Below are 24,483 nucleotides of genomic sequence, written 5' to 3' on the forward strand. Positions count from 1 at the left end.
TCTCCGCACGCCCTCGCTCGCCCGCCTTGACAATCTCTATAATTCAAACATATTTGAACTATGGAAAAGAACAACGCCATCGCGGCCCTCGTCGCGCTCGCTCACGAGTCCCGCCTCGATATTTTCCGGCTGCTGATGCAAGCGGGCCCCAAGGGGCTTCCCGCCGGAAAAATCAGCGAGCGGCTCGGGCTTCCTGCGACGACGCTGTCTTTCCACCTCAATCAGCTCAAGCACGCCGATCTCGTGACGTTCCGTCGGGACGGCCGCTCGCTGATCTATTCGGCCGCCTATCCCGTCATGAATGCGCTGCTCGCCTATCTGACGGAGAATTGCTGCAAGGGCGACGCCGCCGCTTGCTGCGTCACGGAAGCCGATACGACCTGCCAGACCGAGAGGGTTCCATGAAGCGCCTGCATCTGCATGTGTCCGTCGATGACCTGCCCCGATCCATCCATTTCTACAGCGCGCTGTTCGGCGCCGCGCCGACAATCGAGAAGCCCGATTACGCCAAATGGATGCTCGACGATCCGCGCGTGAATTTCGCCATTTCGGCGCGCGGCGGGTCGAGCCTCGGATTGGAGCATCTCGGCATTCAAGTCGAAACCACCGACGAGCTGCTCGACGTTTATGGCCGCCTGAAGCAGGCCGGCGGGCGCGTCTATGAAGAGGGCGCGACCACCTGCTGCTATGCGAAGTCGGAAAAATCCTGGATCGCCGATCCGCAAGGGCTGATGTGGGAGACGTTTCTCACGACCGGAGAAAGCCCGGTTTATGGCGGCGATCCGGCGCTGGACGCGCTGAAGGGCGAGGCTGGCGCCTGTTGCACGCCGACGACGCCGCAAGGCGAATGCTGTCCGCCGAAGCCGGACCTTCCCGCAAAGGCGCCGTGCTGCGGCGCGAAGGAGCCCGCATGAGCGCGCCCGATGTGATCATCTATCACAATCCCGATTGCGGAACCTCGCGCAACACGCTCGGCCTCATCCGCAACGCCGGGATAGAGCCGCATGTGATCGAATATTTGAAGACGCCGCCGACGCGCGCGCTGCTCGAGCAGCTCATCGCGCGAATGGGAATATCGACGCGGGCGCTGCTGCGGGAAAAAGGGACGCCCTATCACGAACTCGGCCTCGGCGATCCGACGCTGACCGACGAGCAATTGCTCGACGCGATGATGGCGCATCCGATCCTCATCAATCGGCCGATCGTCGTCACCTCCATGGGCGTGAAGCTGTGCCGTCCGTCGGAGGCGGTTCTGGACATTCTGCCGCTGCCGCAGCGCGGCGCCTTTTACAAGGAGGACGGCGAGCTCATCGTCGATTCCGCCGGCCGGCGCGTGGCGACGGCATAACAATCGAGGGAGACGGATATGACGGCGATCGAAATCTATGACCCGGCGCTCTGTTGCAGCACCGGCGTGTGCGGAACCGAGGTCGATCAGGCGCTGGTGAATTTCGCCGCCGATGTCGATTGGGCGAAGCAGAACGGCGCCCGCATCGAGCGATTCAATTTGGCGCAGCAGCCGCTCGCCTTCGCCGAGAATGCGATCGTCAAAGCCTTTCTGGAGCGCTCTGGACAGGAGGCGCTGCCGCTGGTGCTCGTCGCGGGCGAGGTCGCTCTCGCCGGGCGCTATCCGAGCCGCAGCGAGCTTGCCCGCTGGGCCGGCCTCGTCGAGACCGCGACGGAGCCGAAGCCGAGCGGATGCTGCGGCGGCGGCAGTTGCTGAAGGCCCGTGATGAAATTCCTCGAGCAGCCGCCGCGCTTCCTGTTCTTCACCGGCAAAGGCGGGGTCGGCAAAACATCGATCGCCTGCGCGACGGCGATCGCGCTCGCCGAGGCCGGGCGGCGCGTGCTGCTGGTCAGCACCGATCCGGCGTCCAATGTGGCGCAAGTGTTCGGAACGATCATCGGCAATCGGATGACCGACATTCCCGGCGCATCGGGCCTGTCGGCGCTGGAGATCGACCCGCAAGCCGCCGCGCAGGCCTATCGCGACCGTATCGTCGGCCCGGTGCGCGGCCTGCTTCCGGACGCTGTGGTTAAGGGGATCGAGGAGCAGCTATCGGGCGCCTGCACGACGGAGATCGCCGCCTTCGATGAATTCACCGCGCTGCTGGTCGATTCCGCGCTCACCGCGAATTACGATCACATCGTTTTCGACACGGCGCCGACGGGACATACGATCCGTTTGCTGCAATTGCCGGGCGCCTGGAGCGGCTTTCTCGAATCCGGCAAGGGCGACGCCTCTTGCCTCGGGCCGCTGGCGGGGTTGGACAAGCAACGCGCGCAATATGGCCGCGCCGTCGAGGCGCTGGCCGACGCCGAGCGCACGCGCCTCGTGCTGGTCGCCCGCGCGCAGCGATCGGCGCTGAACGAAATCGCCCGCACGCATAAGGAGCTGGCGGCGATCGGCATCGCGCAGCAATATCTCGTCATCAACGGCTTGCTGCCGGAAGAGGAGGCGAAGCAGGATTCGCTCGCCGCCGCCATCTATGAGCGCGAGCAGGCGGCGTTGCGCGCGCTTCCCGCCGAGCTCGCCGCTTTGCCCTGTGATCGCGTCGCGCTCAGGCCGTTCAATCTCGTCGGCCTGGACGCCTTGCGGCAATTGCTCGGCGCGACGCCGTCGCCGGCGAACGCGAGCGAGGACGAGCCGATCGCGCTCGACGCGCCGAGCCTATCGGAGCTGGTCGACGCAATAGCGGCGGACGGTCATGGCCTCGTGATGCTGATGGGCAAGGGCGGCGTCGGCAAGACGACTCTGGCGGCCGCCGTCGCCGTGGAGCTCGCGCGCCGCGGACTGCCCGTGCATCTCACCACCTCCGATCCGGCCGCGCATCTTTCGGAAACGCTGCATGGATCATTGGAGCATCTGAAAGTGAGCCGCATCGATCCGCACGCCGAAACGGAGCGCTATCGTCGCGAGATATTGGCCGCCAAGGGCGCCGAGCTGGACGCCGCCGGCCGCGCGCTGCTGGAAGAAGATTTGCGCTCGCCCTGCACCGAGGAGATCGCCGTGTTTCAGGCCTTCTCGCGCATTATCCGCGAGGCGGGCGAGAGTTTCGTCGTGATGGACACGGCGCCGACCGGCCATACCCTTCTGCTGCTGGACGCGACCGGCGCCTATCATCGCGAGGTCGCGCGCCAATTGGACGCCAAAGGTGCGCATTACACGACGCCGATGATGCAATTGCAAAATCCGAAACAGACCAAAGTTCTGCTGGCGACGCTCGCCGAGACGACGCCCGTTCTGGAGGCGGCCGGCCTTCAGGCCGATTTGCGGCGCGCCGGAATCGAGCCTTGGGCGTGGATCATCAACAATAGCGTGGCCGCCGCGCGCCCGCATTCGCCGCTGCTCCGTCAGCGCGCGCGCAATGAAACTCGCGAGATCGACGCCGTCGCCGCCACTCATGCGCGGCGCTATGCGATCGTCCCGCTGCTGAAGGAAGAGCCGGTCGGCGTCACTCGTCTTCTGGAGCTGGCGGGCCACGCCATCGAAGCCGCCTGATATTTCACCGAAAGGAAAACCGATGGAACTGCGCGCAACTCCGGCCGCCATGGAGCCGGATCGAAGCAAAGCATCCGCCGCGCCCGCCATGGGCGTTTTCGAGCGCTATCTGACCCTGTGGGTCGCGCTCTGCATCATCGTCGGCATCGCGCTCGGCCAGGCGGCGCCCTTCGTTTTCCACGCCATTGGAGAGGCGACGGTCGCGCAGGTGAATCTCCCGGTCGCGGCGCTGGTGTGGCTGATGATCATCCCCATGCTGCTGAAGATCGACCTCTCCGCGCTGGCGCAGGTGCGCGAGCATTGGCGCGGCATCGCTGTGACCGTGGGGATCAATTGGCTAGTGAAGCCGTTTTCCATGGCTCTGCTCGGCTGGCTGTTCATCGCGCATCTGTTCCGGCCCTTTCTTCCGGCCGATCAGATCGACGCCTATATCGCCGGCCTCATTCTGCTGGCGGCGGCGCCCTGCACGGCCATGGTGTTCGTGTGGTCCAATCTCGTCGATGGCGAGCCGCATTTCACTTTGTCGCAAGTCGCGCTCAACGACACGATCATGATCGTCGCTTTCGCGCCGCTCGTCGCTCTGCTGCTCGGCCTGTCGTCCATCACCGTGCCTTGGGGCACGCTGCTGCTGTCGGTCGGCCTCTATATCGTTGCGCCGGTCATCGCATCGCAGCTTTGGCGGCGCGCGCTGTTGGCGAAGGGCGGCGCGGCGGCGCTGGCCGCGACGCTGCGCGTGCTCGGCCCGCTTTCGCTCGTCGCGCTGCTGCTCACGCTCGTCATTCTGTTCGGCCTGCAAGGCGAGGAGATCATGCGACAGCCGCTGGTCATCGCGCTCCTGGCGACGCCGATCCTGATCCAGGTCTATTTCAACGCCGGCCTCGCCTATCTCCTCAATCGCCGCCTCGGCGTCGAATGGTGCGTCGCTGGGCCCTCGGCGCTGATCGGGGCCAGCAATTTCTTCGAGCTCGCCGTCGCGACGGCGATCGCTTTGTTCGGTTTCCAATCGGGCGCGGCGCTCGCGACCGTCGTCGGCGTGCTGGTGGAAGTGCCGGTCATGCTCTCCGTCGTCCATATCGTCCGCCGGTCGCGGACATGGTACGAGAACGCCGGCGCGTCCTCGCGCGCGTGAGCGGCGCATAGCGAGATCGGGGAAATCGGATGAACGAATTAGAAGTAGCAAAGGCGAAAGCCGCCGCCGCCTACAATGCCGCCGCCGACTATTTCGACCACCCCGTCAGCTCGTTCTGGCATCGCTTCGGACGAGAGACCGTCGATCGCGTAGATCTTCGTCCCGGCGAATGCGTGCTCGACGTCTGCTGCGGCAGCGGCGGCTCGGCTTTGCCGGCCGCCGAGCGCGTCGGGCCGAAGGGCAGAGTGATCGCCGTCGATCTCGCTGAACGCTTGATCGCATTGGCCGCGTCGAAAGCGCAGAGCAAAGGCCTCGACACGATCGAGTTCCGCGTCGCCGACATGCTCGCCCTCGGCTATCCGGACGACGCATTCGATGCGGTGATTTGCGTGTTCGGCGTCTTTTTCGTGCCCGATATGACCGCGGCGATCCGGGAGCTGTGGCGCATGGTGCGTCCGGGCGGCCGGCTCGCCATCACCACCTGGGGCCCAAACCTGTTCGAGCCCGCGAACGGCGCCTTCTGGAGCGCGATACGGCAGGAGCGCCCCGATCTCTACCGGGGCTTCAACCCCTGGGACCGCATTTCCCAACCGACGGGCCTGCGCGAAATGCTGGCCGAGGCTGGCGTGAGCGGCGCCGACATAGTGGCGGAAGCAGGACGTCACCCCCTCCAGTCGCCGGACGATTGGTGGGCGATCGCTATGGGCAGCGGCTATCGCGGGACGCTCGCGCAGCTCGATCCCCAAACTTTTTCGCGGGTCCGAGAGACAAATCTGTCTCTTCTGCGCGCGAGCGGCGCGACTTCGATCGAGACGAATGTCCTTTACGCCGTCGCCGCCAGAGAAATCTCCCCGATGTGACGCTCGGGCGCGAGGAGCGCAGACCGGCGACGGTTTTGCCCGGGATGCTTTTGCCCGGGATACATGGGCAACCGCGCGCGCGAGGAGAGCCGATTGCTCGGCGCGGGACGGCCGACTACTCTGCCGCCGCTTTCGGGGGGAGATATGCTGACAGGCGAATTGCGCGGCAAGATCGATGGCGTGTGGAATGATTTCTGGTCCGGCGGCCTCGCCAATCCGCTCCAGGTCATCGAACAGATCACTTTTCTCATCTTCATCAAGCGCCTCGACGAGATGCAGGAGCTCGAGGAGCGCAAGGCGACGACGCTGAAACGCCCGCTCGAGCGGCGCATCTTCCCGCAGGGCGCGGACGCGCGCGGCGAGCCCTACGAAAATCTGCGCTGGTCCCGCTTCAAGCATTTCGCCGGGCCGGAAATGTTCCGCATCGTCGACGAGCATGTGTTTCCCTTCATCCGCTCGCTCAACGGCGACGGCGGCGCCTATGCGCGGCACATGCGCGACGCGCGCTTTCAAATCCCCAGCCCGCAGCTTCTCGCCAAGGTCGTCGACAAGCTCGACAAGATCGATATGGGCGATCGCGACACCAAGGGCGACGTCTATGAATATATGCTGGCGAAAATCGCCTCCGCCGGCCAGAACGGCCAGTTCCGCACGCCGCGCCATATCATCGCGCTGATGGTGGAGCTGACGCAGCCCAAACCCGAGGATACGATCTGCGATCCCGCCGCCGGCACCTGCGGCTTTCTCGTCGCCGCCGGCGAATATTTGCGCGACAAACACAAGGACCTCTTCCGCGACGAGAAGCTGCGCGCGCATATTCACGAAAAGCTCTTCAACGGCTTCGATTTCGATCCGACGATGCTGCGCATCGGCGCGATGAACATGGCGCTGCATGGCGTCGAGAACGCCAATGTCGCCTATAGAGATTCGCTCGCCGAGGATCATTCCGAGGACGCCGGGCGCTATTCGCTGGTGCTCGCCAATCCGCCCTTCGCCGGCTCGCTCGATTATGAGACGACGGCCAAGGATTTGCAGCGGATCGTCAAGACCAAGAAGACCGAGCTTTTGTTCCTGGCGCTGTTCCTGCGGCTCTTGAAGACCGGCGGGCGCGCGGCGGTGATCGTGCCGGACGGCGTGCTGTTCGGCTCCTCCAAGGCGCATAAGGATTTGCGCCGCCTGCTGGTCGAGGAGAACAAGCTCGAGGCGGTGGTGAAGCTCCCCTCCGGCGTGTTCCGCCCCTATGCGGGCGTCTCGACGGCGATCCTCGTCTTCACCCGCACCGGCGTCGGCGGCACGGATCATGTGTGGTTCTATGACGTGCAGGCGGACGGCTGGTCGCTCGACGACAAGCGCCAGCCGCTGCTTTCCTCCGAGAAGCTCGGGCCGACGCCGGAGGCGGCGCTCGAGGAGAGCGAGGAGCAGAAGAACAATCTTCCCGACGTGCTGATGCGCTTCGAGGAGCGGGGCGCCGCCGAGCGCGAGCGCCCGCGCACGGCGCAGAGCTTTTGCGTGCCCAAGGCGGATATTGCGGCGGCGGGCTATGACCTCTCGCTCAATCGCTATCGCGAGGTGGAGCATGAGGAGGTGGAGCACGAGAGCCCGGCGGCGATCCTCGCCGATCTGCGGCGGCTCGAGGCGGAGATCGCGGAGGGGATGAAGCGGCTCGAGGAGATGGTGGGGTGAGGACAGCGGCGCTCGGGGATCTTTGCGAAATCATTATGGGTCAAGCGCCGAGCGGCGAAACCTATAATGCAGAAGGGGACGGAGCACCCCTCATCGCAGGCGCAAGCGATTTCGGGGAATTTTCTCCGAAGCCGAAACGCCACACGACGGCCCCCGCAAAATTGTCCCGGGTAGGGGACATCATTTTGTGTGTTCGCGCGACGATCGGAGATTTGAATTGGTCTGATCGGGAATACTGCTTGGGGCGCGGCGTTGCGGGTATTCGACCAAATCGTGAGAAAATCGATCCTTCCTTCGCGTGGTGGATTCTCCACGCCAACGCCGGCAATCTCGCGGCGCTTGGACGTGGCGCCACATTCAAACAGATCAATCGAGCGGATATCGAAGGCTTGGAAGTCTCGCTCCCGCCCCTCGACGAGCAGCGGCGGATCGCGGCGATCCTCGATCAGGCCAACGACCTGCGGCGCCAGCGCCGGGAGGCCATCGCTAAACTCGCCAAGCTATCAACCGGTCTCTTTGTCGAACTTTTCGGAACACCCCGGATTTCCTCCGCCTCCTCATCCATCAGCGATTTGGGAAGCATCTCAGTATTTGAAAACGGGGATCGCTCAAGCAATTACCCTAGCGGGGACGACATATTGACGAGCGGGATTCCATTCCTGAGCACGAAAAACATTGTTGATGATAAACTCGATCTCGGGAGCCTTCTCTTTATTTCGTCGAGCAAATTCGCATCTTTGTCGCGGGGCAAGGCACGCCATAATGACCTCATTATCACGCTTCGAGGCACTTTAGGAAGCTGCTGCATATTTGACGGCCCTTTTTCTACGGCTTTCATCAATGCACAAATGATGATCATCAGGCCGAAGTCAGATATGTCTCCGGTGTTTCTTCATGCGTACCTGACATTGCCCGCGATCAAGGAGCATCTACAGCAAATCGGCAACGGCGCCGCAGTTCCTCAATTGACGGCCAAACAACTGGCTGGACTACCTATTCCTCATCCCCCTCTTCCCCTCCAACGCGCCTTCGCCGCCCGCGTTGCCGAGATCGACAAGCTCAAAGCCCATCACCGCGCCCATCTCGCGCGGCTCGACGCTCTGTTCGCCTCGCTGCAACATCGCGCCTTCCGCGGCGACCTCTCCGCCCCTTCCTTCTCCCGCGCGCGGGAGAAGGCGGCCTCGCCATAGGGCGTCCGCAAGGACGCCCGTCTCGAGCGACAGGCTATGGCGAGGTCGGATGAGGGCCCGGGAAGAAGAGCGTATTTTCAAGGTGTTATAACCTCGAGAGCCCTCATCCGACCCGACTTCGTCGGGCCACCTTCTCCCACGAGTGGGAGAAGGGGACACGGCCCCATCGTAGCGCGTTCTGGAGCGCGGGGGCTGGACTTTGGCCTCGCTCTGTCGTCGAATTGACCCGCCATGTCCCAATTTTCATTTCTCGCAGCCGAATTTCCCGACATATTCGCCCACGCCTCGCGCGCGGAAGCGTTGGCCCGCAGCGATTCGCGCGGCGCCGCCTTTTATTGCCGGCTGGCGCTGGAGACCTCCGTCGAATGGCTCTATTGGCATGACGGGACGCTGCGCAGCCCCTATGAATCGACGCTCGCCGCGCTGATCGCGGCGCCGAGCTTCCAGACGCTCGTCGGCCGCACGCTCTGCGTCAAAGCCCGCTTCGTGAAGGATGTCGGCAACGCCGCCGCCCATGGCAAGCCGGTCGCCCCGACCCAGGCGGCGACGGCGCTGCGCGAATTCTTCGACATCGCCTATTGGCTCGTCCGCACCTACGCCCGGGGCGGGAAGCCCGCGCCGGATGCGGCTTTCAGCCTGGAGGCGCTGCCGAAGCTCGCGCAGGTTCAGCAGACGACGCTGGCGCAATTGCAGGAGGCCGCGCGGCGCTATCGGACGAGCGTCGAGGAGCGTAAGGCGGTCGAAGCCGCCCTCGCTGCCAGCGAAGAGCGCCGCGCCGCGATCGAGGCGGCGCATGAGGCGCTGCAAGCGGAAATCGCGCGCATCAAGGCGGCGAACCAGGCGATCCCCGACCGGCGCGACTATCGCGAGAGCGAGACCCGCGATCTCTTCATCGACACGCTGCTGCGCGAGGCCGGATTCGATCCGCAGGCCCCGGATGTCGCCGAAGTGGAAGTGCGCGGAATGCCAAATGCGAGCGGCGTCGGCTTCGTCGATTATGTGCTGCCCGGCGCCGATGGGCGGCCGCTCGCGCTGATCGAGGCCAAGCGCAGCCGCCGCGATCCGCGCGACGGACAGCAGCAGGCCAAGCTCTACGCCGATCGCCTCGAGGCGCAATATGGCCGGCGGCCGGTGATCTTCACCACCAACGGCTATGAGCATTGGATCTGGGACGATACGCGTCACCCGCCGCGCCCGATCCAGGGCTTTCTGAAGCGCGACGAGCTGGAGCTGATGCTGCAGCGGCGCGAGACGCGCAAGACGCTCGCGCCGGAGAATATCGACAAGCAAATCGTCGATCGCGCCTATCAGCAGCGCGCCATCCGCCGCGTGACGGAAAGCTTCGAGCGCGACCATGCGCGCAAGGCGCTGCTGGTGATCGCCACCGGCGCCGGCAAGACGCGCACGGTTATCGCCCTCTGCGATCTCCTGATGCGCGCCAATTGGGTGAAGCGCGTGCTGTTCCTCGCCGACCGCAAGGCCCTCGTGACTCAGGCGACGAACGCCTTCAAGAAACATCTGCCCGGCGCGGCGACGGTGAACCTCGTCGAGGACAAGACGCAGGAGGGCCGCGTCTATGTCTCGACCTATCCGACCATGATGCGGCTGATCGACGAGGCGGACGCCGAGGGGCGGCGCTTCGGCGTCGGCCATTTCGATCTCATCGTCATCGACGAGGCGCATCGCTCCGTCTACCGCAAATACAAGGCGATCTTCGATTATTTCGACAGCCTGCTGGTGGGGCTGACGGCGACGCCGAAGGGCGAGGTCGATCGCGACACTTATCGTTTGTTCGACCTGGAGACCGGCGTGCCGACCGACGCCTATAGTCTCGACGAGGCGGTGCGCGACGGTTTTCTCGCGCCGCCGAAAGCCGTGTCGCTGACGACGGATTTTCTCGACAGCGGCATTCGCTATGACGCGCTCTCCGACGACGACAAGGAGAAATGGGACGCGCTCGAATGGGAGGAGGACGGCGCCGTTCCGGGCGTCGTCGAGGCGCCGGCGATCAACAAATGGCTGTTCAACGCCGACACGGTCGACCGCGTGCTCGCCCATCTCATGGAGAATGGGCTGAAGGTCGCGGACGGCGACCGGCTCGGCAAGACGATCATTTTCGCGAAGAACCGGGACCACGCCAATTTCATCGCCGAGCGCTTCGGCGTGCATTATCCGCATCTTTCCGGCCATTTCGCGCGGGTGATCGACCATTCGATCTCCTATGCGCAAACGCTGATCGACGATTTCTCCGACGCGGAAAAGGCGCCGCATATCGCCGTGTCGATCGACATGCTCGACACCGGAATCGATGTGAAGGAGATCGTGAATCTCGTCTTCTTCAAGCCCGTGCGCTCCAAGACCAAATTCTGGCAGATGATCGGCCGCGGCACGCGCCTTTGCGAAAATCTCTTCGGCGAGAAAAAGCACAAGGAATTCTTCTACATCTTCGATTGGTGTCGGAATTTCGAATTCTTCGATGAGCATCCGAATGTCGCCGACGGCAAGGCGGGCGAGTCTCTCGGCAAACGCCTTTTCATTGCGCGCGTGGAACTGATCGGTGAGTTGGACGGCGCCGCTACCGAGACGCCGGCCGGCGACTACGCGCAATTGCCGCCGGCGGCGCTGCATGTCGGCGAGAGCGGATCGGACGCCGATCGCGACGCCGCCGTCGCCGAGATCCGCGCATCGCTCGCCGGCGCGCTGCGGGCGGAGGTCGAAGGCATGAGCCTCGACAATTTCCTCGTCCGCCCGCATCGCCGCTCTGTCGAAAAATTTTCGTCGAGCGCCGCCTGGGCGCGGCTCGACGCCGACGCGCGCGCCGAATTGATCGAGCATGTCGCAGGCCTTCCTTCGTCGGTCGGCGACGACGATCTCGCCGCCAAGCAGTTCGATCTCCTTCTGTTCCGAACCGAGCTGGCCCTGCTGCGCGTAGAGACCTCTTTCGTGGGCCTCGCCACGCGCATTCGGGAGATCGCCTCGCTGCTCGAACCGCTCGCCAATGTGCCGATGATCGCGGCGGAGATCGCGCTGATCGGAGAAGTCCAGACCGACGCCTTTTGGCAGGATGTGACGCTGCCCATGCTCGAGCGGCTCCGGCGACGCCTGCGCGCGCTCGTGAAGCTGATCGAGCGCGAGAAGCGGCCGATCGTCTATTCCGATTTCGAGGATCGTATCGGCGCCGGCGCCGAGGTGGCGATACGCGGCCTTCCGGTGGGGACGGATATGGACGCCTTTCGCCGCAAGGCGCGCGTCTTCCTGCGCCCGCACGAAAGCCATATCGCCGTCCTCAAGTTGAAACGCGCCGAGCCTCTGACCGCGACTGATCTTTCCGAGCTCGAGCGCATCTTCAAGGAGTCCGGAGCCGACGACGCCTCCCTCGGCCTCATCCAGTCGGAGGGTGGCCTCGCGCGTTTCGTTCGCTCGCTGGTCGGCCTGGACCGCGAGGCGGCGAAAAGGCTTTTCTCGGAATTCGAGGATGGACGGCGACTGACCGCGGACCAGCACGAGTTTCTCAATCTCGTGATCGATCATCTCACCGAGCGCGGCGCGATGGACCCCGCGCTCCTCTATGAGACGCCTTTCACGGATTTCGACGCCAAAGGCGTCGAGGGCGTCTTCGAGACGGCCGATGTTCTGCGCCTCGTCGACATTCTCCGACGCGTGGACGAGCGCAGCGCGGCGTGAGCGGACCTCCGCTCGACGCCGAATTCCGCTCCTTCGACGCGGCCGACGCGGCGCGGGCGATCGTGGCCGCGGGCCTCGATACTTCGCTCGGTCTCTTTCATCGCAGTCGAGGCGACGCGCTTCGAGCGGCCGGAAAGAACAGCGATCGGCGAGCGCTTAAAATCTGGCCCCCGAGGTAGCGCGCTCTTCCGGGGTTGCTGGCGTCCAGGCCGAGAATCGGCGTCGCAGAATTTCTCGATTCGGGGAGCGCCGACGGCAGTCGCCGCCGCCAATAATAGAACGCGCCATGACGCACGACATGGGGTAGGGCGGGGCAGGAGAGGCTCCGTGGTGCGCCAGCCATGTGTCATAAGGGATGTGGAACTCGCCGGGCTGAGACGATTTTATAGCGATTCCAATAAATTACGGAATTCTGGCCGGGGCGGGAGGATGCCGCCCCGGACGCCAGAATGCGCAAGTCATTGGCGTCGCATCACGTCCGGCGACGTTGGCCGAGTGGTGTCATGCCGTTTCGATCCACGCGCCCGCACGGGGCGCGACTTGCCGGTCGCCGCGAAAGTCGCCTTGCCATCCGCGTTTCGATCCACGCGCCCGCACGGGGCGCGACCTCCTGTGGGCAATGTGCTGTTCTGGACAGGCGTTTCGATCCACGCGCCCGCACGGGGCGCGACCGCTACCTTGTAGCGCCCTGTTTCGACATGTGAAATCATTCCTTGCGCGCGAAAGACGGCGCGGATGTGCTCGGGTCGCATCCGCTCAGATTGTTCGAGCGCGTATCCTAACGTGAAAACAATGAGCTAGAAGGTGCGCGAACCGTCCGGCGAATCGAGGCGCGTATCCGGTTCGCGCCGGCCCGGCAGGCGCCTTCACACGATGAGCGTTCCGCCGAGATTGGTCGAGGGCTTGGCCCCGACATGCTCGACGCGTCGCCGCCATTCTGCGCCGAGATAGTAATAGCGAAGGCTATCCACCTCGAGGTCGACTATTCCTTCGAGACGAGCCTTCAGCAATGTCCACCTGCGCCGGATCGACCTCGATCTCGAAGACCGAATATTGAACCCGTTGACCGAAGTCCTAGCACGCCTTGGCGATCCGACGTAGCCGGCGGGGACCGCCCGGTCCAGAGGTGTTCACGTCATAGGTCACGAGGATCAGCACGGAGGCTACTTCCAGAACGAGGGCGGATATTGCCGCGTCGTGAGATGAACGACGCCTTCCAATCCAGCCGCTGCGGCCTTGCGATAGAGCGCGAGCGCATGGCCGCGGCTGTTGACGATGACGAGGCCTTGGCCAGCCTCGCCGAGCGCTGCGACGAGATCATCGTCGCTCGCTTCACCGATGTGGGCGAGGCGGACGCGCCTCAACTGCTGATGAAGCCGCGCCGGCTCCGGCGCCAGCTCTCGATACGGGCCGAGCGGCAACCCGCCCGGAAATTGCGGCGCCGCGACAGCGGGCTGTGTCGCCGTGCAGAGTACGATCGAAGCGCCGTAATTTTCGACGAGCTCCTCGAGCGCCCGGAGACAGGGGCGCAGCACAGGCAAGGGAATGGTCTGCGCTTCGTCGAGCACGATCACTGAGTTCACCAGATTGTGCAGCTTCCGGCAGCGCGACGGGCGATTCGCGTGGAGGCTCTCGAAGAGCTGCACATTGGTCGTCACCACCACGGGCGCGGCCCAGTCTTCCATCGCGAGGCGAAGCTTGTCGGCGGCCTCGCGGCCGCTCGCGCGATCCTCGTCGATCGACGAATGGTGTTCGAGCACGGCTTCGTCGCCGAGGACTTGCCGAAAGATCGCAGCGGTCTGGTCGATGATGGACGTGAAAGGAATGGCGTAGACGATCCGCTCGAGCCCATGGCGTCGCGCATGCTCGAGGGCGAAGGCGAGGGAGGCGAGCGTCTTGCCGCCGTCGGTCGGCACGGTGAGCGTGAACAGGCCGCGATCCGCCTGCGCCCGGCCCGCGAACATGTCGAAGAATTTTCGCCCGCAAGGCGTTTACGTTGGTTTCGGCGGCTCTAGCGCGCTTCTCGTCCATATAGCGATCGAATCGCGCAATATAGTCGTTCGCCTTGTCCAGCAGGCGAGGCCATTCGCGATCGACAGTCGCGCCCGTCGCCTGCATGTAGAATGCCTCGGTATCTCGGAAGTCTGCGTCGGCGAGGCACGAGAACGTCATGCGCCCGAAAAAGGCCGTCCGAAAAGCGAGACGGCTCTTGTCGGCAGGTTTCAAAAGGAAGGCCGGCGTCAACCCGTCGGCTGTGGGAGCGATCTCGTCGCGCCAAGCGGGATCGAGCGAGGCGTGTGGCCGGTTTCGGCGCGCCTCGAGCGATGTGTCGGAGCCGAAGCTGTCTGGAAGGCCGGCGTGATGGCAGGCAATCGCATGGGCCAAGATGTTTGCGACAAAGCGATCGTAAGCCGAGGAGGGGAGCGCGACGATCTCTCGCGCGCCAGCGGTGGCGTGGTCGACTGGCGGTGCGCCTTCCAAACGGGCTTGGAACTCTGGCGTATATTTGCCGAGATCGTGCAACAGTCCGGCCAGCGCCACCGCCGGTCCCGCGCCGAATTTCGCGCCTCTTTCGGCGGCAAGAGTGGCGACGCCGTTCAAATGATCGGCGAGCGTCTGCCAGCGTGATTTGTCGGTCTCATCGGGAATAGAGTGCGCGTACCACGACAATTTTCGTGCACCTGCAATTGTAATTCATATCGACTGGTCGTCGACGAGGCCGGGAACAAATGTGAGAATGAACTGTCAACCGCTCTATATTGCAGACCGGTCGTCGATCATCGGCGTGGGGTCGAACTCGGAGTTTCTTCGTGATTTTGTAACCAAGCGCCGCTCATTGAGGCCGTGCGATGCGATGCTCCTGTTTGTCCGCGAGCGTCGTCATATAGTGGTGCGCGTGATAGCGCGCGCGGATATTCGTATCCCGACCGCAACCCCATTCTCGGACAAGAGCTCAATTCCCCGATCCTCGAGCGCCCGCTGGATATCCAATAGCGTTCTGTCGTGCGGCACGGTCGCGCCGCGTTCGAATTCGGCGATCGTCCTGCGATTGACCAGACAGGCGTCGGCGAGGTCTTGCTGCGAGAGGTTCAGTCACCCTCGCGCGGCTCGGAGCTGCGACCCGGCGCGTAATGATAGACCACGATCGGCGGATCGCCGCGCGCGTCTACGACATTCGGCAGGTTACGCTATCAAACGCTCTTCCGCATCTCATTCTTGCGGTAGTCGACGAAAAGACAGCATGAATGTCGCGCCCCCGCCCTTGGTGTCGCCGACGCTGACTTGGCCGCCGAGGCGCGTCATCAGCTCTCTTGCGATCGCCAAGCCCAGCCCGGTTCCCGGTATCGATCCGTTCTTGCGCCAGAACGGCTCGAATATGAGTTCGCGATCCGCCTTTGCGATCCCCTCACCATGGTCGATCACTTCGACTGTCGCTTCGACGCCGACGCGGACAATCACATGTCCTCCGTCGGGTTCGGCGCGAAGCGCATTATCCACGAGATTGGAGAGCACGGATTCGATGGCCGAGCGATTTCCGAGGACGTAGACCGCGGATTGGGGAGACTCGAATTCGATCTGTCGACCTTTCTGAAGGGCGAGCAGCAACGCATCGGCGGCGACGCGCCGGCTCGACGCCACGAGATCGACCTCATCGATGCCGTAGGCGGGGCGTTCCGAAAGGCGGGTCGTGGCGAGCAATTGCTCTACGATATTTCGGACACGTTGCACATCGGCTTGCAGATCGATCAAGAAGCTCGACTGCTTGGGCGCGTCGAGCCGCGCCGTCAATATGGCGACAGGCGTGCGCAATTCATGAGCGGCGTTGGCGGCGAAGCGGCGCAATCGCGCGGCGCCTGCGTCGAGGCGCTCCAGCGCCTGATTGAAGCTGACGACCAGCGGCCGGATTTCCGTGGGCGTCTCTGCGTCCGGAAGACGTTGCTCGAGCGAATCCATGTCGATCCGCGCGGCCTTGGCGACGATGTCGCGCAGAGGGGCGAGCCCCCGGCGTACGGCGAACCAGCTCGTACAGGCCGAAAAGACAATGGCTGGGCCGAAATAGGCGCACATCCATTTCATGTCGTAAAACAGCGAGAGAAATAGATCCTGCCATTGAAAGGCGAAGCCGTGGACACCGATCGACAAAAGACCGTAAGGCGTCTCGCGCGATTGGAGATAGCCCGTCGGCCGGCTTTGCTGGTCTGGGGAGAGCGAGAACTGGACCCAACTCGGATGCAGAGAGTGAAGATTTGTCAAAGCCCTCACGAGCTCCGGCGACGATCCCAGCGCGGCTTTCATCTCTGCGGGCTCGAATACCGCATATTTCAATTTGGGGTTAAGCGCCAATTCGGCGCGTAGCGCTGGCGTGGGCGCGACAAGCAGCGTTCCGTCTGCGTCGCGCCTGATAGACGCGATGATCATTTCGCGAGTGCGTGGAAAGGCAACTTCATCGAGGGAGGTCGCAAATCCCTCGAGCCCGAAGAGGCCGAGGATGAGCGCGCAGCTCCATCCCGCGCCGATTGCGACGAGCTGAGTGGCCGAGAGGTAGAGCGCGACCCGCAGCGCCAGCGAACGGCCTCCGCTCATCGCGCGGCTTCCGTCAGCATATAGCCGATGCCGCGCGCAAGATGAATCGTGACGTCGGCGCCGAAGGATTCGAGCCGCTTGCGCAACCGCCAGACGAGCGTGTCGAGCGTATGCGGCTGGATTTCGGCATAGAGGCCGTAAACCTCGTCCAGCAACGCTTCACGCGCGACGACGCGATCGGCGCGCCGCATCAGCGCTTCGAGCAGCGCGAGCTCGCGCCGGTGCAAGCCGACAGGGCGGCCGCCGATCGTCACCTCGCGCCTCACGAGATCCAGGGCGAGATCGCCGACGGCGAGCAAGGGCTGCGGCTCGGCTCCGGGACGCCTCAGGCAGGCCCTTATCCGAGCCATCAGCTCCGGGCCGCGGAACGGCTTGGAGAGATAGTCGTCCGCGCCCGCGTCGAGGCCGCAAATCGTGTCGTCCAACGAGTCCAGCGCGGTCAACATTATGATCCGCACGCCCGGCCGCAGCCTGCGCAGATCGGCGACGATCGACAGACCGTCGCCATCGGGCAGGCGCCGGTCGAGAAGGACGAGACCATAGTCGAATCTCGTCGCGGCCTCGATCGTCTCCTCGAGCGAGCCGCTGCGATCGACGATGAATTGGGCCTCCGCGACGAGCGAGGCGACCAGTCGCCCCATCTCCGGCTCGTCCTCGACGAGGAGAATGCGCATTGTCTCACCCTTCGCATGGGAGAAAATTTTCTCCTGGAGCGCAATCCGAACTGTTTGGATCGGGTAGCGCTCCAGCATTCTTTCGTTCGAGCGAACGATAGCGTTCGATCGGAACGCGCCAGCTCGCGGCCCGGCCGGCCGCCGAGGCTTTGATCTGAACGAAATTTTGACGATAAATCAATGGTCGGCGGGGCGGTCGACAGCGCCTCTGTTGCTTGGAGGACACAGTAGGCGAACTTCGGCGCTATCGAGCCGAATGTGAGACTAACGGGAGAATCGATCCGTATCGTGCCGGAGTCGATCTGCCTCGGCTCGGCCGGCGGCGACAAATCGAAATGCGGAGGCTTCGCGCCGTGACGGCGGCTGGAACCCACTCGGGAGGAATGGCGAAAAGGCTCCGCTGGCTCTTCATGAGCATGGCGGCGCTGTCGTTTGTCCTCCAGAGCCTCGCCGCGAACGGCGCGCCGCATTCGATGTCCCACGAGCTCGGCGTGTCGCCGTCCTCCATCGACTGCGTCGAGCAGAAATCCACCCCTCGTTCGCACCTCCCCAGCCGGGATCAGGAGCCGCCCTGCTGCGTGCTCGCTTGCGCATGCGACCGCGACGCTGGGCGGCTTTCGTTCGACCTCTGTTTCGCCGTCCTCACAAAATCGCCGGCGTTCGACGCGATGGGCCGCGGCCCGAGACCTGCGGTCGGCAGGCGTGGCGGCCGCCCGAGCGGCTGGGCGAGTTCCTGGTCGCCCCGAGCGCCGCCTTTATTCTCCTGAGCCCGAGCGGCGGTGGCGCCGCGTCTCCCTTTCATTCGGCTTTCCCGCGGCCAAGGTTGTCGCGCCAGGAGAAATTCGACTATGATCGACTCGACCCACTTGCGGGGCGTCTCCGCCTTGACCCTCGTGCTTCCCTCTGTCGCCGCGCTGGCACAGGAGGCGCTCCCGACGATCGACATCGCTGGCGAAGCCGAGCCGTCTTCCATTCACGACGCCCGCCGACCCGCGGAGAAGGAGACCGGCTATGTTCGGTCCTCCACTTTCAGCGCCACCAAGACCGACGCGCCTCTCCTCGACACGCCGGTGGCGGTGCAGATCGTTCCGCATGAGGTGATCGTGGACAAGCAGGCGCTGAACACGATGGAGGCCGTCAAGAATGTCAGCGGCGTGCAATCCTCGCCCGGCACTTATTATGACAGCTATCTCATTCGCGGCTTCAAGATGAGCTCGACCTGGCGCAACGGCCTACAGCTCGAGAAGCTCATCGGCGGCGAGGAGATCGCATTCACCGACCGGGTCGAAATCGTCAAAGGACCCGCTTCCGTCCTTTATGGGCGCCTCGAGCCCGGCGGATTCGTCAATGTCGTGACCAAGCGCCCGCAGGAGGAATTCAGGGCGGAGGCGGAGACGAGGTTCGGCAGCTGGGGATTGTCACGAACCACGGTGGATATAACCGGCCCGGCGAATGACGAAAAAACTCTGCTCTACCGCGCCATGGGCGCATATGATCACAGCGACTCCTTCACCGATTTCGAGCACCGGGACAATGGCGCGGTGGCGCTCTTTCTGACGTTCAGGCCGAGTCAGAATTTTGAATTCAACAGTCAAGTCGAGCACTATCAGAAGAAGCAGGGGCAGCCGGACGGCCTCGGGAAAATACCTGTCAATTCGCTTTTCGATGGAAACGGCCGGCCTATGGTCATCCCCGGCTTCAATGATCGTCCGCTGAATCTGTCCCGGCGCTTCTCGATCGGCGACCCGGCCCTCTGGAGCGACTTTCCTTATGTCGTGCATCGAACAGTCGTCGGCTACGATTGGACCTTCAAATTCGACGACAAATGGAAAATCACCAATCGCTTCCATTATGTCGACAATGACGAAAATCAGACTGGATTCTTCGCGTATGGCGGGTTCGATGGCGCAAATGTCGCGCGGAATTTCAGCAACTACATGTATAAGCGCCGCATCGTCGCGACCAATCTCGATTTGACGGGCGAGGTCCTGACGGGGCCGATCAAGCACAAACCCTTGATCGGAGTCGACTGGTATTCCTACCAAGACGACTCATTCGGCGTCGACGCCTCCGGGACGCAGCCGCTGCCGCTCAACGTCTATTCGCCAGCCTATGGCAATCTGACCGGCTATCTGCATTACCTCGCCGATTCGGGAAGGGGCAATGCGTTGTTTCGATCCCGCGAGCGAGACTTCGGCGTCTATGCCCAGGACCAGATTTCGTTCTGGGACGATCGCATTCACATCCTGCTCGGCGGCCGTTGGGACAAATCCGAGGTCAATTATTCGCGCGATTATGGGGAGGCGGACGCGCCATGCTTTCCCGCTTGCACGGCCTATCCGCTGGACCACCGTCCCGACAGGCCGAAACTATCGCCGCGCGTCGGCGTCCTGTTCAAGCTCGCCGACGACACATCGATATTCGGCAGCTATGTCCGATCGTTCGGCGCGAATAATGGCGTGTCGAGCGACGGGACCATATATCCGCCGGAAGAAGCCCTGCAATGGGAGGCGGGAATCAAGAAGCTCTGGCTCGATGGGAAGGTGACGACGAGCGTCACTCTGTTCGACATCACCAAGAAAAATGTTCTGGAGCCCGATCCCGCCAATCCCAATTTCAGCCGCGCCGCGGGCACGGTCGCCAGTCGTGGAATCGAGGTCGACCTCGCTGGAAATCTGACCGAGAATTTGAGCGTGATCGCCAGTTATACGTTCGATTCGGCGAAGATCGTCGACGACCTCGGCAATGGCGACGCCGGCAAACGCTTCAACAGCGTCGCGCCGCATGTCGGAAATATCTGGGCGAAATGGGACACGGCGCCCGGCGCGCAGGAGGGTTGGGAGTTCGGAGGCGGCGTCTACGCCACGGACGATCGCTGGGGCAACGACGCCAACAGCTGGAAGCTGCCCGGCTATGTCAAGCTGGATGCGATGGGCGCCTATCGCGCCATGGTCGAAGGACATAAAGTCAAGTTTCAACTGAATATCAAGAATCTCACGGACAGACGGTATTTCGAATATAGCGATAGAGTTCAATCCGCCTATTACGCTGCGCCGCGCACCTTTGTCGGATCGGTGAATTTTCAGTGGTGACGTGCGGCGTCCGGCTCTCGAGAAGGAGGGAGGCTTTGCGCGGCTTCTTCGTTTTTCTGCATCGCTGGGCCGGACTCGCCATGGCGGCCTTTCTCGTCGTCGTCGGCCTGACCGGCAGCCTGATCGCCTTCAATACGGAGCTGGAGCGCGTTTTCGCGCCCCGGCTCTTCGCCACGCCTCGGATCGATGCGGCGCCGCTCGGTCTCGCGGAGCTCGCTTCTCGAGCCGAGGCGCAGATTCCGCAAGGCCGCGTGACCGCCGTGACCTTCGCCGAGCCTGATCAGGTCTCGATCTCCTTCGCTCCGCGGCGGAATCCTCAGACGCAGGAGCCATATGATCTCGGCTTCACGGAATTCTTCGTCGATCCCTGGACCGGCGCGGAGCTCGGCCGACGCAAGCGCGCCGATCTCTCCGAAGGGCTCGTCAACCTCATGCCCTTCATCTACGATCTGCACTGGCGCCTGATGCTCGGCGGCGTCGGCCAGCTGATATTGGGGATCGTGGCGACGATCTGGACGATCGATTGCTTCGTGGCCTTCTATCTGACCTTTCCTCCGACGACGAAATCCTTTCTGCGGCGTTGGAAGCCAGCGTGGCTCATCAAGCGCAACGCCGGCTTCTACCGCCTGAACTTCGATCTTCACCGCGCGGGCGGCCTCTGGCTATGGGCGGCGCTGTTCGTCTTCGCTTGGTCGAGCGTGATGATGAATTTGCGGCCCTTCGTCTATGAGCCGGTGATGCGGACGCTGTTCGACTTCCGCTCGTCGATCGACCTCTACCTGTCCTTGCCGCAACGCGCCTACCAGCCGCCGGCGCTCGACTGGCGTGCGGCGCAGGACGCCGGCGAGCGGCTCGTCGCCGAGCAGTCGGCGCTGCGCGGCTTCACTTTCGGCAATGCGTTGGCGCTTTCTTATCTGGAAGAGGTGAACGCCTATATTTACGAGGTCCGCGGCAGCCGAGATCTGTTCGAGCGCTCGCCCAAAGGCGGCGCGACGTCGGTGATGTTCGACGGCGACGACGGCCATCTGATCGAGGCCTCGCAGCCCACTGGCGAGCATATCGGCAACACGATCGAGAGCTGGCTCTACGCGCTTCACATGGCGCGCATTCTCGGAATGCCTTACAGGCTCTTCGTCTGTGCGCTCGGCTTCGCCCTCACGGCGTTGTCGGCGACGGGCGTCTACATCTGGTGGAAAAAACGAAGAGCCCGCCGCCTTCACGCCCGACGCAATCCGGCCGAGGCGCCGAAATCGATTGTGCCCCGATCCTCGGAAACACAAACATCGCAGGCGCCGGATCGGCAGGCTCAGCGGCCGTGATCGCCCGGATGAATGGCGCTCGTTCGGCGAGCCGCCTTGGTCCGTCGCATGGAGTGCGTTCCGTGAGCGGAACCCTCGAGTCCGGCACTCGCCACCCATTTCTGCACGATTCGCGCATAGCGATGTCACGCTTGCAGCCTTCGATCTGTAAGCGAACCCGAATGGTCCAGACGTCCTTCTGCCCGAATGGCCGCTTTTGGCCGAGCAGGCGTCCTTTATTCCACGGGTCGTGATTGCGCTGGGCGTTGGCTGTATCGGAAGTCGGCATCGTCCCCGTCGGAACCGACCCCTTCCTCCCTGGCGCCCATGAAGTAGGCGAGGCAGATATATGCGCGCCGACGCGGCTTTCATCTTGGCGGGCGCGAAAACGATCCTGCGCAGTCCAGGCGACGCTCGACGGCGAGCCCGTCACGGTCACGGTGCTCCAGACGACAGCGATCGAGTTCGAGGCATAGGCTCCTTCCGCAGGTCCAGGCGATGACAACCATTCCCTCAGGGGCCTGATCGAGTGCGCTCTCACACAGAGGCCCCACGATCAGCGTTCCCTTGCCGGCGAAATGTCCAGAGCTGAACCTGGCCGAAAATGTCTGGCGGTTCCTGCGCGAAAACTGGCTGTCCAACCGCGTCTTCAAATCCTACGACGATATCGTCGATCACTGTTGCGCCGCTTGGAACAAGCTCATCGACCAGCCGTGGCGCATCATGTCAATCGGGCTACGCGGTTGGGCCCATGGGTTTCGATCAGTGAGGATTGGTATTAGAAGGCTTTGTAACCAAGCATGAAGTTCACGGACAGGCTCTTAGCGATATCAAATAGCGATAATATACTCTGTTGTAGATGATCCCGAAGGCGGGGCATTCAGAGGGCCGAAGCAAGACGGAGACTGTCCTTGGACGACGGATATCCGGCATCGAATGAAGCGAGGGACCCACTCCACGATCAGTGGCCGTTCGTAACGTAGCGAAGATATCAAAGCTCCTCGCCGGGGCATTTTTTTCAGTTCGACTCTTTCTCGCGTCCATCGCATTGGGAACAGTTCGTGACAATGGAATCCGAGGCATGTGTCGAGTGAAAGTGCTTATGACGAGACAATCGTTCTTCCTCCTTCTGGCGATGGCGTTGATCTTGACAGGTTGCGATATCGTGCCCTTGCCAGGACCGAGCGTCGGAAACGAGGCGCGCCTCGCCAATCTCGCAGGGACTCCCAGACTGCAGCCCGGCGACAAGATCAAGATCACGGTTTTCGGCGAGGATAAGCTTTCGGGCGAGTATGATATCGACCCCGGCGGCTTTGTTTCCCTGCCTTTGGCCGGAACAATTCAGGCCGGCGGTCTCACCAAATCGGAACTCGAGCTGTCGCTCGCAAAGAAGTTTCGTGGCGAATATCTCCGCGACCCCAAGGTGACGGTCGATATAGCGACCTTTCGGCCGTTCTATGTCCTCGGCGAGGTCGAGAAGCCGGGCGAATATCCATATAAGAGTGGTCTCAACGTCGTCAGCGCCATCGCGGTCGCGGGGGGCAGCACCTACCGCGCCAGTCAATCTCGAATACTCATCCAAAGAGCCAGCGGTCGAGATTTTCAAGAATATCCGCTGACGCCGACGATCCCGATTCATCCAGGCGACCTCGTGCGTGTGCCGGAACGGTATTTTTAAAAATTCGACTTCGCCGAGAGGCGTCATATCTCCGGCCCAATGGAAGCCTGAACTGATGGGGTGGATGCCCCCTTCGGCCGGCGTCGTATGATGTCGGAGGGCGCCCGGAAGGGGGGCGCGACGAAGGAGGTCATTATGGCGGAAGTCCATGTCTTGGCGATCGATTTGGCAAAGCGCAGCTTTCAGGTCTGCGGAACAGCTCGCGGCGGGGCGGTTCTATTCAATCGCACAGTTTCGCGTTCGAAGCTCGAGCAGCTCTTGCGCGGGCAGACGCGCTGCATCGTCGCGATGGAAGCCTGCGCCACGAGCCATTATTGGGGTCGCGTAGCGCAAGGCTTCGGCCATGAGGTCCGCCTTATTCCACCGATTTACGTGAAGCCCTTCGTCAAGCGCCAGAAGAACGACGCGGCGGACGCCGCCGCCATCGCCGAGGCCGCTCTGCGACCGAATATGCATTGCGTGGCGGTCAAGAGCGCCGAACATCAGGCGCGGGCGGTCGCTTTTCGGACGCATCAATGTTTCGTCAGACAGCGAACGCAATTGATCAATTCGCTGCGCGGCCATCTGGCGGAGTTCGGGATCGTCGTCGCCAAGGGACCAGCGAACCTGAAGAGCCTCGTGGAAATGATGGACGATGCAACTGTAGATCGACCGGCGCCATGAGCCGAATCCGCTGGATCGTCCGCAAGGGCGTGCTGCCCGACAATTGGCTGGGCCGCATTCTCGGGCGCAAGCCGCGCATGGTCGCAGCCGTCGCCTTGGCCAACAAGATGGCCCGTATCATCTGGGCCATGATGACGCGTGAACAGAATTATCGTTTGGCGTGATCCGTTCGCTTCCGAAAGGAGCAAGGCGGAGAAGCGCTGAAAGGGCCGGCTCGGAGCCGGCTCGGCGAGGAGATCGACCGACGACATATGCGGCAAGGACTTCAATGTTCAGAATGGGGAAAACCAGTCCCGGGGCTCGAGCAAACCAAGCTCTCTGAACCGATGTGGACCCTGTTCTTCGAACTGCATGCCGGCACGTGGCGCACTTCAGGCCACGACAAGAGACCTTGACGTGCCCCTGAAAAATCCCCCCAGCATCGATTAGAGTCCGGCCGATTGCAG

Annotated in this window: 17 protein-coding genes, 4 pseudogenes and 1 CRISPR repeat array; of the genes and pseudogenes, 15 read left to right on the forward strand and 6 right to left on the reverse strand. The window is 63.0% G+C overall.

Going from position 1 to position 24,483, the window contains the following annotated elements; translation table 11 throughout:
* Positions 1-60 precede the first annotated feature (60 nt).
* From KP010_RS20070 to KP010_RS20115, 10 genes are all read left to right on the forward strand, one after another.
* Positions 61-405: a helix-turn-helix transcriptional regulator gene (locus KP010_RS20070; protein ID WP_108916893.1), complete on the forward strand. Its 345-nt coding sequence runs from the start codon at positions 61-63 to the stop codon at positions 403-405.
* Complete coding sequence (locus KP010_RS20075) at positions 402-914, forward strand: ArsI/CadI family heavy metal resistance metalloenzyme (protein WP_142863652.1); 513 nt, start codon at positions 402-404, stop codon at positions 912-914. The genes KP010_RS20070 and KP010_RS20075 overlap by 4 nt, the downstream gene beginning before the upstream one ends.
* A complete protein-coding gene (arsC, locus tag KP010_RS20080) occupies positions 911-1,348 on the forward strand; it encodes an arsenate reductase (glutaredoxin) (protein ID WP_108916968.1) in 438 nt (145 codons plus the stop codon). Before KP010_RS20075 ends, arsC begins: the two co-directional genes overlap by 4 nt.
* 18 nt (positions 1,349-1,366) lie before the next feature.
* A complete protein-coding gene (gene arsD, locus KP010_RS20085; protein ID WP_142863653.1) occupies positions 1,367-1,723 on the forward strand; it encodes an arsenite efflux transporter metallochaperone ArsD in 357 nt (118 codons plus the stop codon).
* 9 nt (positions 1,724-1,732) lie between these two features.
* Positions 1,733-3,502 (forward strand): arsenical pump-driving ATPase, encoded by a 1,770-nt coding sequence (gene arsA / locus KP010_RS20090; protein ID WP_216281403.1) that lies wholly within the window; start codon positions 1,733-1,735, stop codon positions 3,500-3,502.
* A gap of 88 nt (positions 3,503-3,590) precedes the next feature.
* Positions 3,591-4,631, forward strand: a complete 1,041-nt coding sequence (gene arsB, locus KP010_RS20095) for an ACR3 family arsenite efflux transporter (protein WP_142863667.1) — start codon at positions 3,591-3,593, stop codon at positions 4,629-4,631.
* A gap of 29 nt (positions 4,632-4,660) precedes the next feature.
* On the forward strand, positions 4,661-5,491 hold the full coding sequence (locus KP010_RS20100) for a class I SAM-dependent methyltransferase (RefSeq protein ID WP_142863655.1): 831 nt from the start codon (positions 4,661-4,663) through the stop codon (positions 5,489-5,491).
* A 144-nt stretch (positions 5,492-5,635) separates the two neighbouring features.
* Complete coding sequence (locus tag KP010_RS20105; protein WP_216281556.1) at positions 5,636-7,174, forward strand: class I SAM-dependent DNA methyltransferase; 1,539 nt, start codon at positions 5,636-5,638, stop codon at positions 7,172-7,174.
* A complete protein-coding gene (locus tag KP010_RS23440) occupies positions 7,171-8,364 on the forward strand; it encodes a restriction endonuclease subunit S (RefSeq protein WP_142863657.1) in 1,194 nt (397 codons plus the stop codon). Before KP010_RS20105 ends, KP010_RS23440 begins: the two co-directional genes overlap by 4 nt.
* A 231-nt stretch (positions 8,365-8,595) precedes the next feature.
* Positions 8,596-12,048, forward strand: a complete 3,453-nt coding sequence (locus KP010_RS20115; RefSeq protein WP_216281405.1) for a DEAD/DEAH box helicase family protein — start codon at positions 8,596-8,598, stop codon at positions 12,046-12,048.
* A gap of 507 nt (positions 12,049-12,555) precedes the next feature.
* Positions 12,556-12,720: a CRISPR direct-repeat array (repeat unit 33 nt; unit sequence CGTTTCGATCCACGCGCCCGCACGGGGCGCGAC).
* Between the two features lie 194 nt (positions 12,721-12,914).
* On the opposite strand, the pseudogene cas2 reads toward KP010_RS20115, so the two are convergent.
* The 6 genes and pseudogenes from cas2 to KP010_RS20140 form a co-directional block, all read right to left on the reverse strand.
* A pseudogene (gene cas2, locus KP010_RS20120) lies at positions 12,915-13,206 on the reverse strand (CRISPR-associated endonuclease Cas2).
* A gap of 5 nt (positions 13,207-13,211) precedes the next feature.
* Positions 13,212-14,012: a CRISPR-associated helicase/endonuclease Cas3 gene (locus KP010_RS22915; protein ID WP_253203673.1), complete on the reverse strand. Its 801-nt coding sequence runs from the start codon at positions 14,010-14,012 to the stop codon at positions 13,212-13,214.
* Positions 14,013-14,238: 226 nt separating this feature from the next.
* A pseudogene (locus tag KP010_RS22920) lies at positions 14,239-14,718 on the reverse strand (CRISPR-associated endonuclease Cas3''); the annotation flags it as partial.
* Between the two features lie 210 nt (positions 14,719-14,928).
* Entirely contained in the window at positions 14,929-15,141 is a 213-nt protein-coding gene (locus tag KP010_RS23110) for a helix-turn-helix transcriptional regulator (RefSeq protein WP_142863668.1), read from the reverse strand.
* A 117-nt stretch (positions 15,142-15,258) separates the two neighbouring features.
* Positions 15,259-16,632 (reverse strand): HAMP domain-containing sensor histidine kinase, encoded by a 1,374-nt coding sequence (locus KP010_RS20135; protein WP_142863659.1) that lies wholly within the window; start codon positions 16,630-16,632, stop codon positions 15,259-15,261.
* Positions 16,629-17,306 carry a response regulator transcription factor gene (locus tag KP010_RS20140; RefSeq protein ID WP_142863660.1) on the reverse strand — a complete coding sequence of 226 codons (678 nt, stop codon included), beginning with the start codon at positions 17,304-17,306 and terminating at the stop codon, positions 16,629-16,631. The genes KP010_RS20135 and KP010_RS20140 overlap by 4 nt, the downstream gene beginning before the upstream one ends.
* An 848-nt stretch (positions 17,307-18,154) precedes the next feature.
* Here KP010_RS20140 and KP010_RS20145 point away from each other — a divergent pair.
* The 5 genes and pseudogenes from KP010_RS20145 to KP010_RS20165 all read left to right on the forward strand — a co-directional run bounded on the left by KP010_RS20145 (position 18,155) and on the right by KP010_RS20165 (position 24,201).
* Positions 18,155-20,398, forward strand: a complete 2,244-nt coding sequence (locus tag KP010_RS20145; protein ID WP_142863661.1) for a TonB-dependent siderophore receptor — start codon at positions 18,155-18,157, stop codon at positions 20,396-20,398.
* A 35-nt stretch (positions 20,399-20,433) separates the two neighbouring features.
* Positions 20,434-21,717, forward strand: a complete 1,284-nt coding sequence (locus KP010_RS20150; protein ID WP_142863662.1) for a PepSY domain-containing protein — start codon at positions 20,434-20,436, stop codon at positions 21,715-21,717.
* Between the two features lie 540 nt (positions 21,718-22,257).
* A pseudogene (locus KP010_RS20155) lies at positions 22,258-22,500 on the forward strand (transposase); the annotation flags it as partial.
* 160 nt (positions 22,501-22,660) lie between these two features.
* The gene (locus tag KP010_RS20160; protein WP_371824220.1) at positions 22,661-23,374 is read left to right on the forward strand and encodes a polysaccharide biosynthesis/export family protein; all 714 of its coding nucleotides are present in this window, start codon (positions 22,661-22,663) and stop codon (positions 23,372-23,374) included.
* Positions 23,375-23,509: 135 nt separating this feature from the next.
* A pseudogene (locus tag KP010_RS20165) lies at positions 23,510-24,201 on the forward strand (IS110 family transposase).
* Positions 24,202-24,483 lie beyond the last annotated feature (282 nt).

This window comes from Methylosinus sp. KRF6 (assembly GCF_018887255.1).
Taxonomy (GTDB): Bacteria; Pseudomonadota; Alphaproteobacteria; order Rhizobiales; family Beijerinckiaceae; genus Methylosinus; species Methylosinus sporium.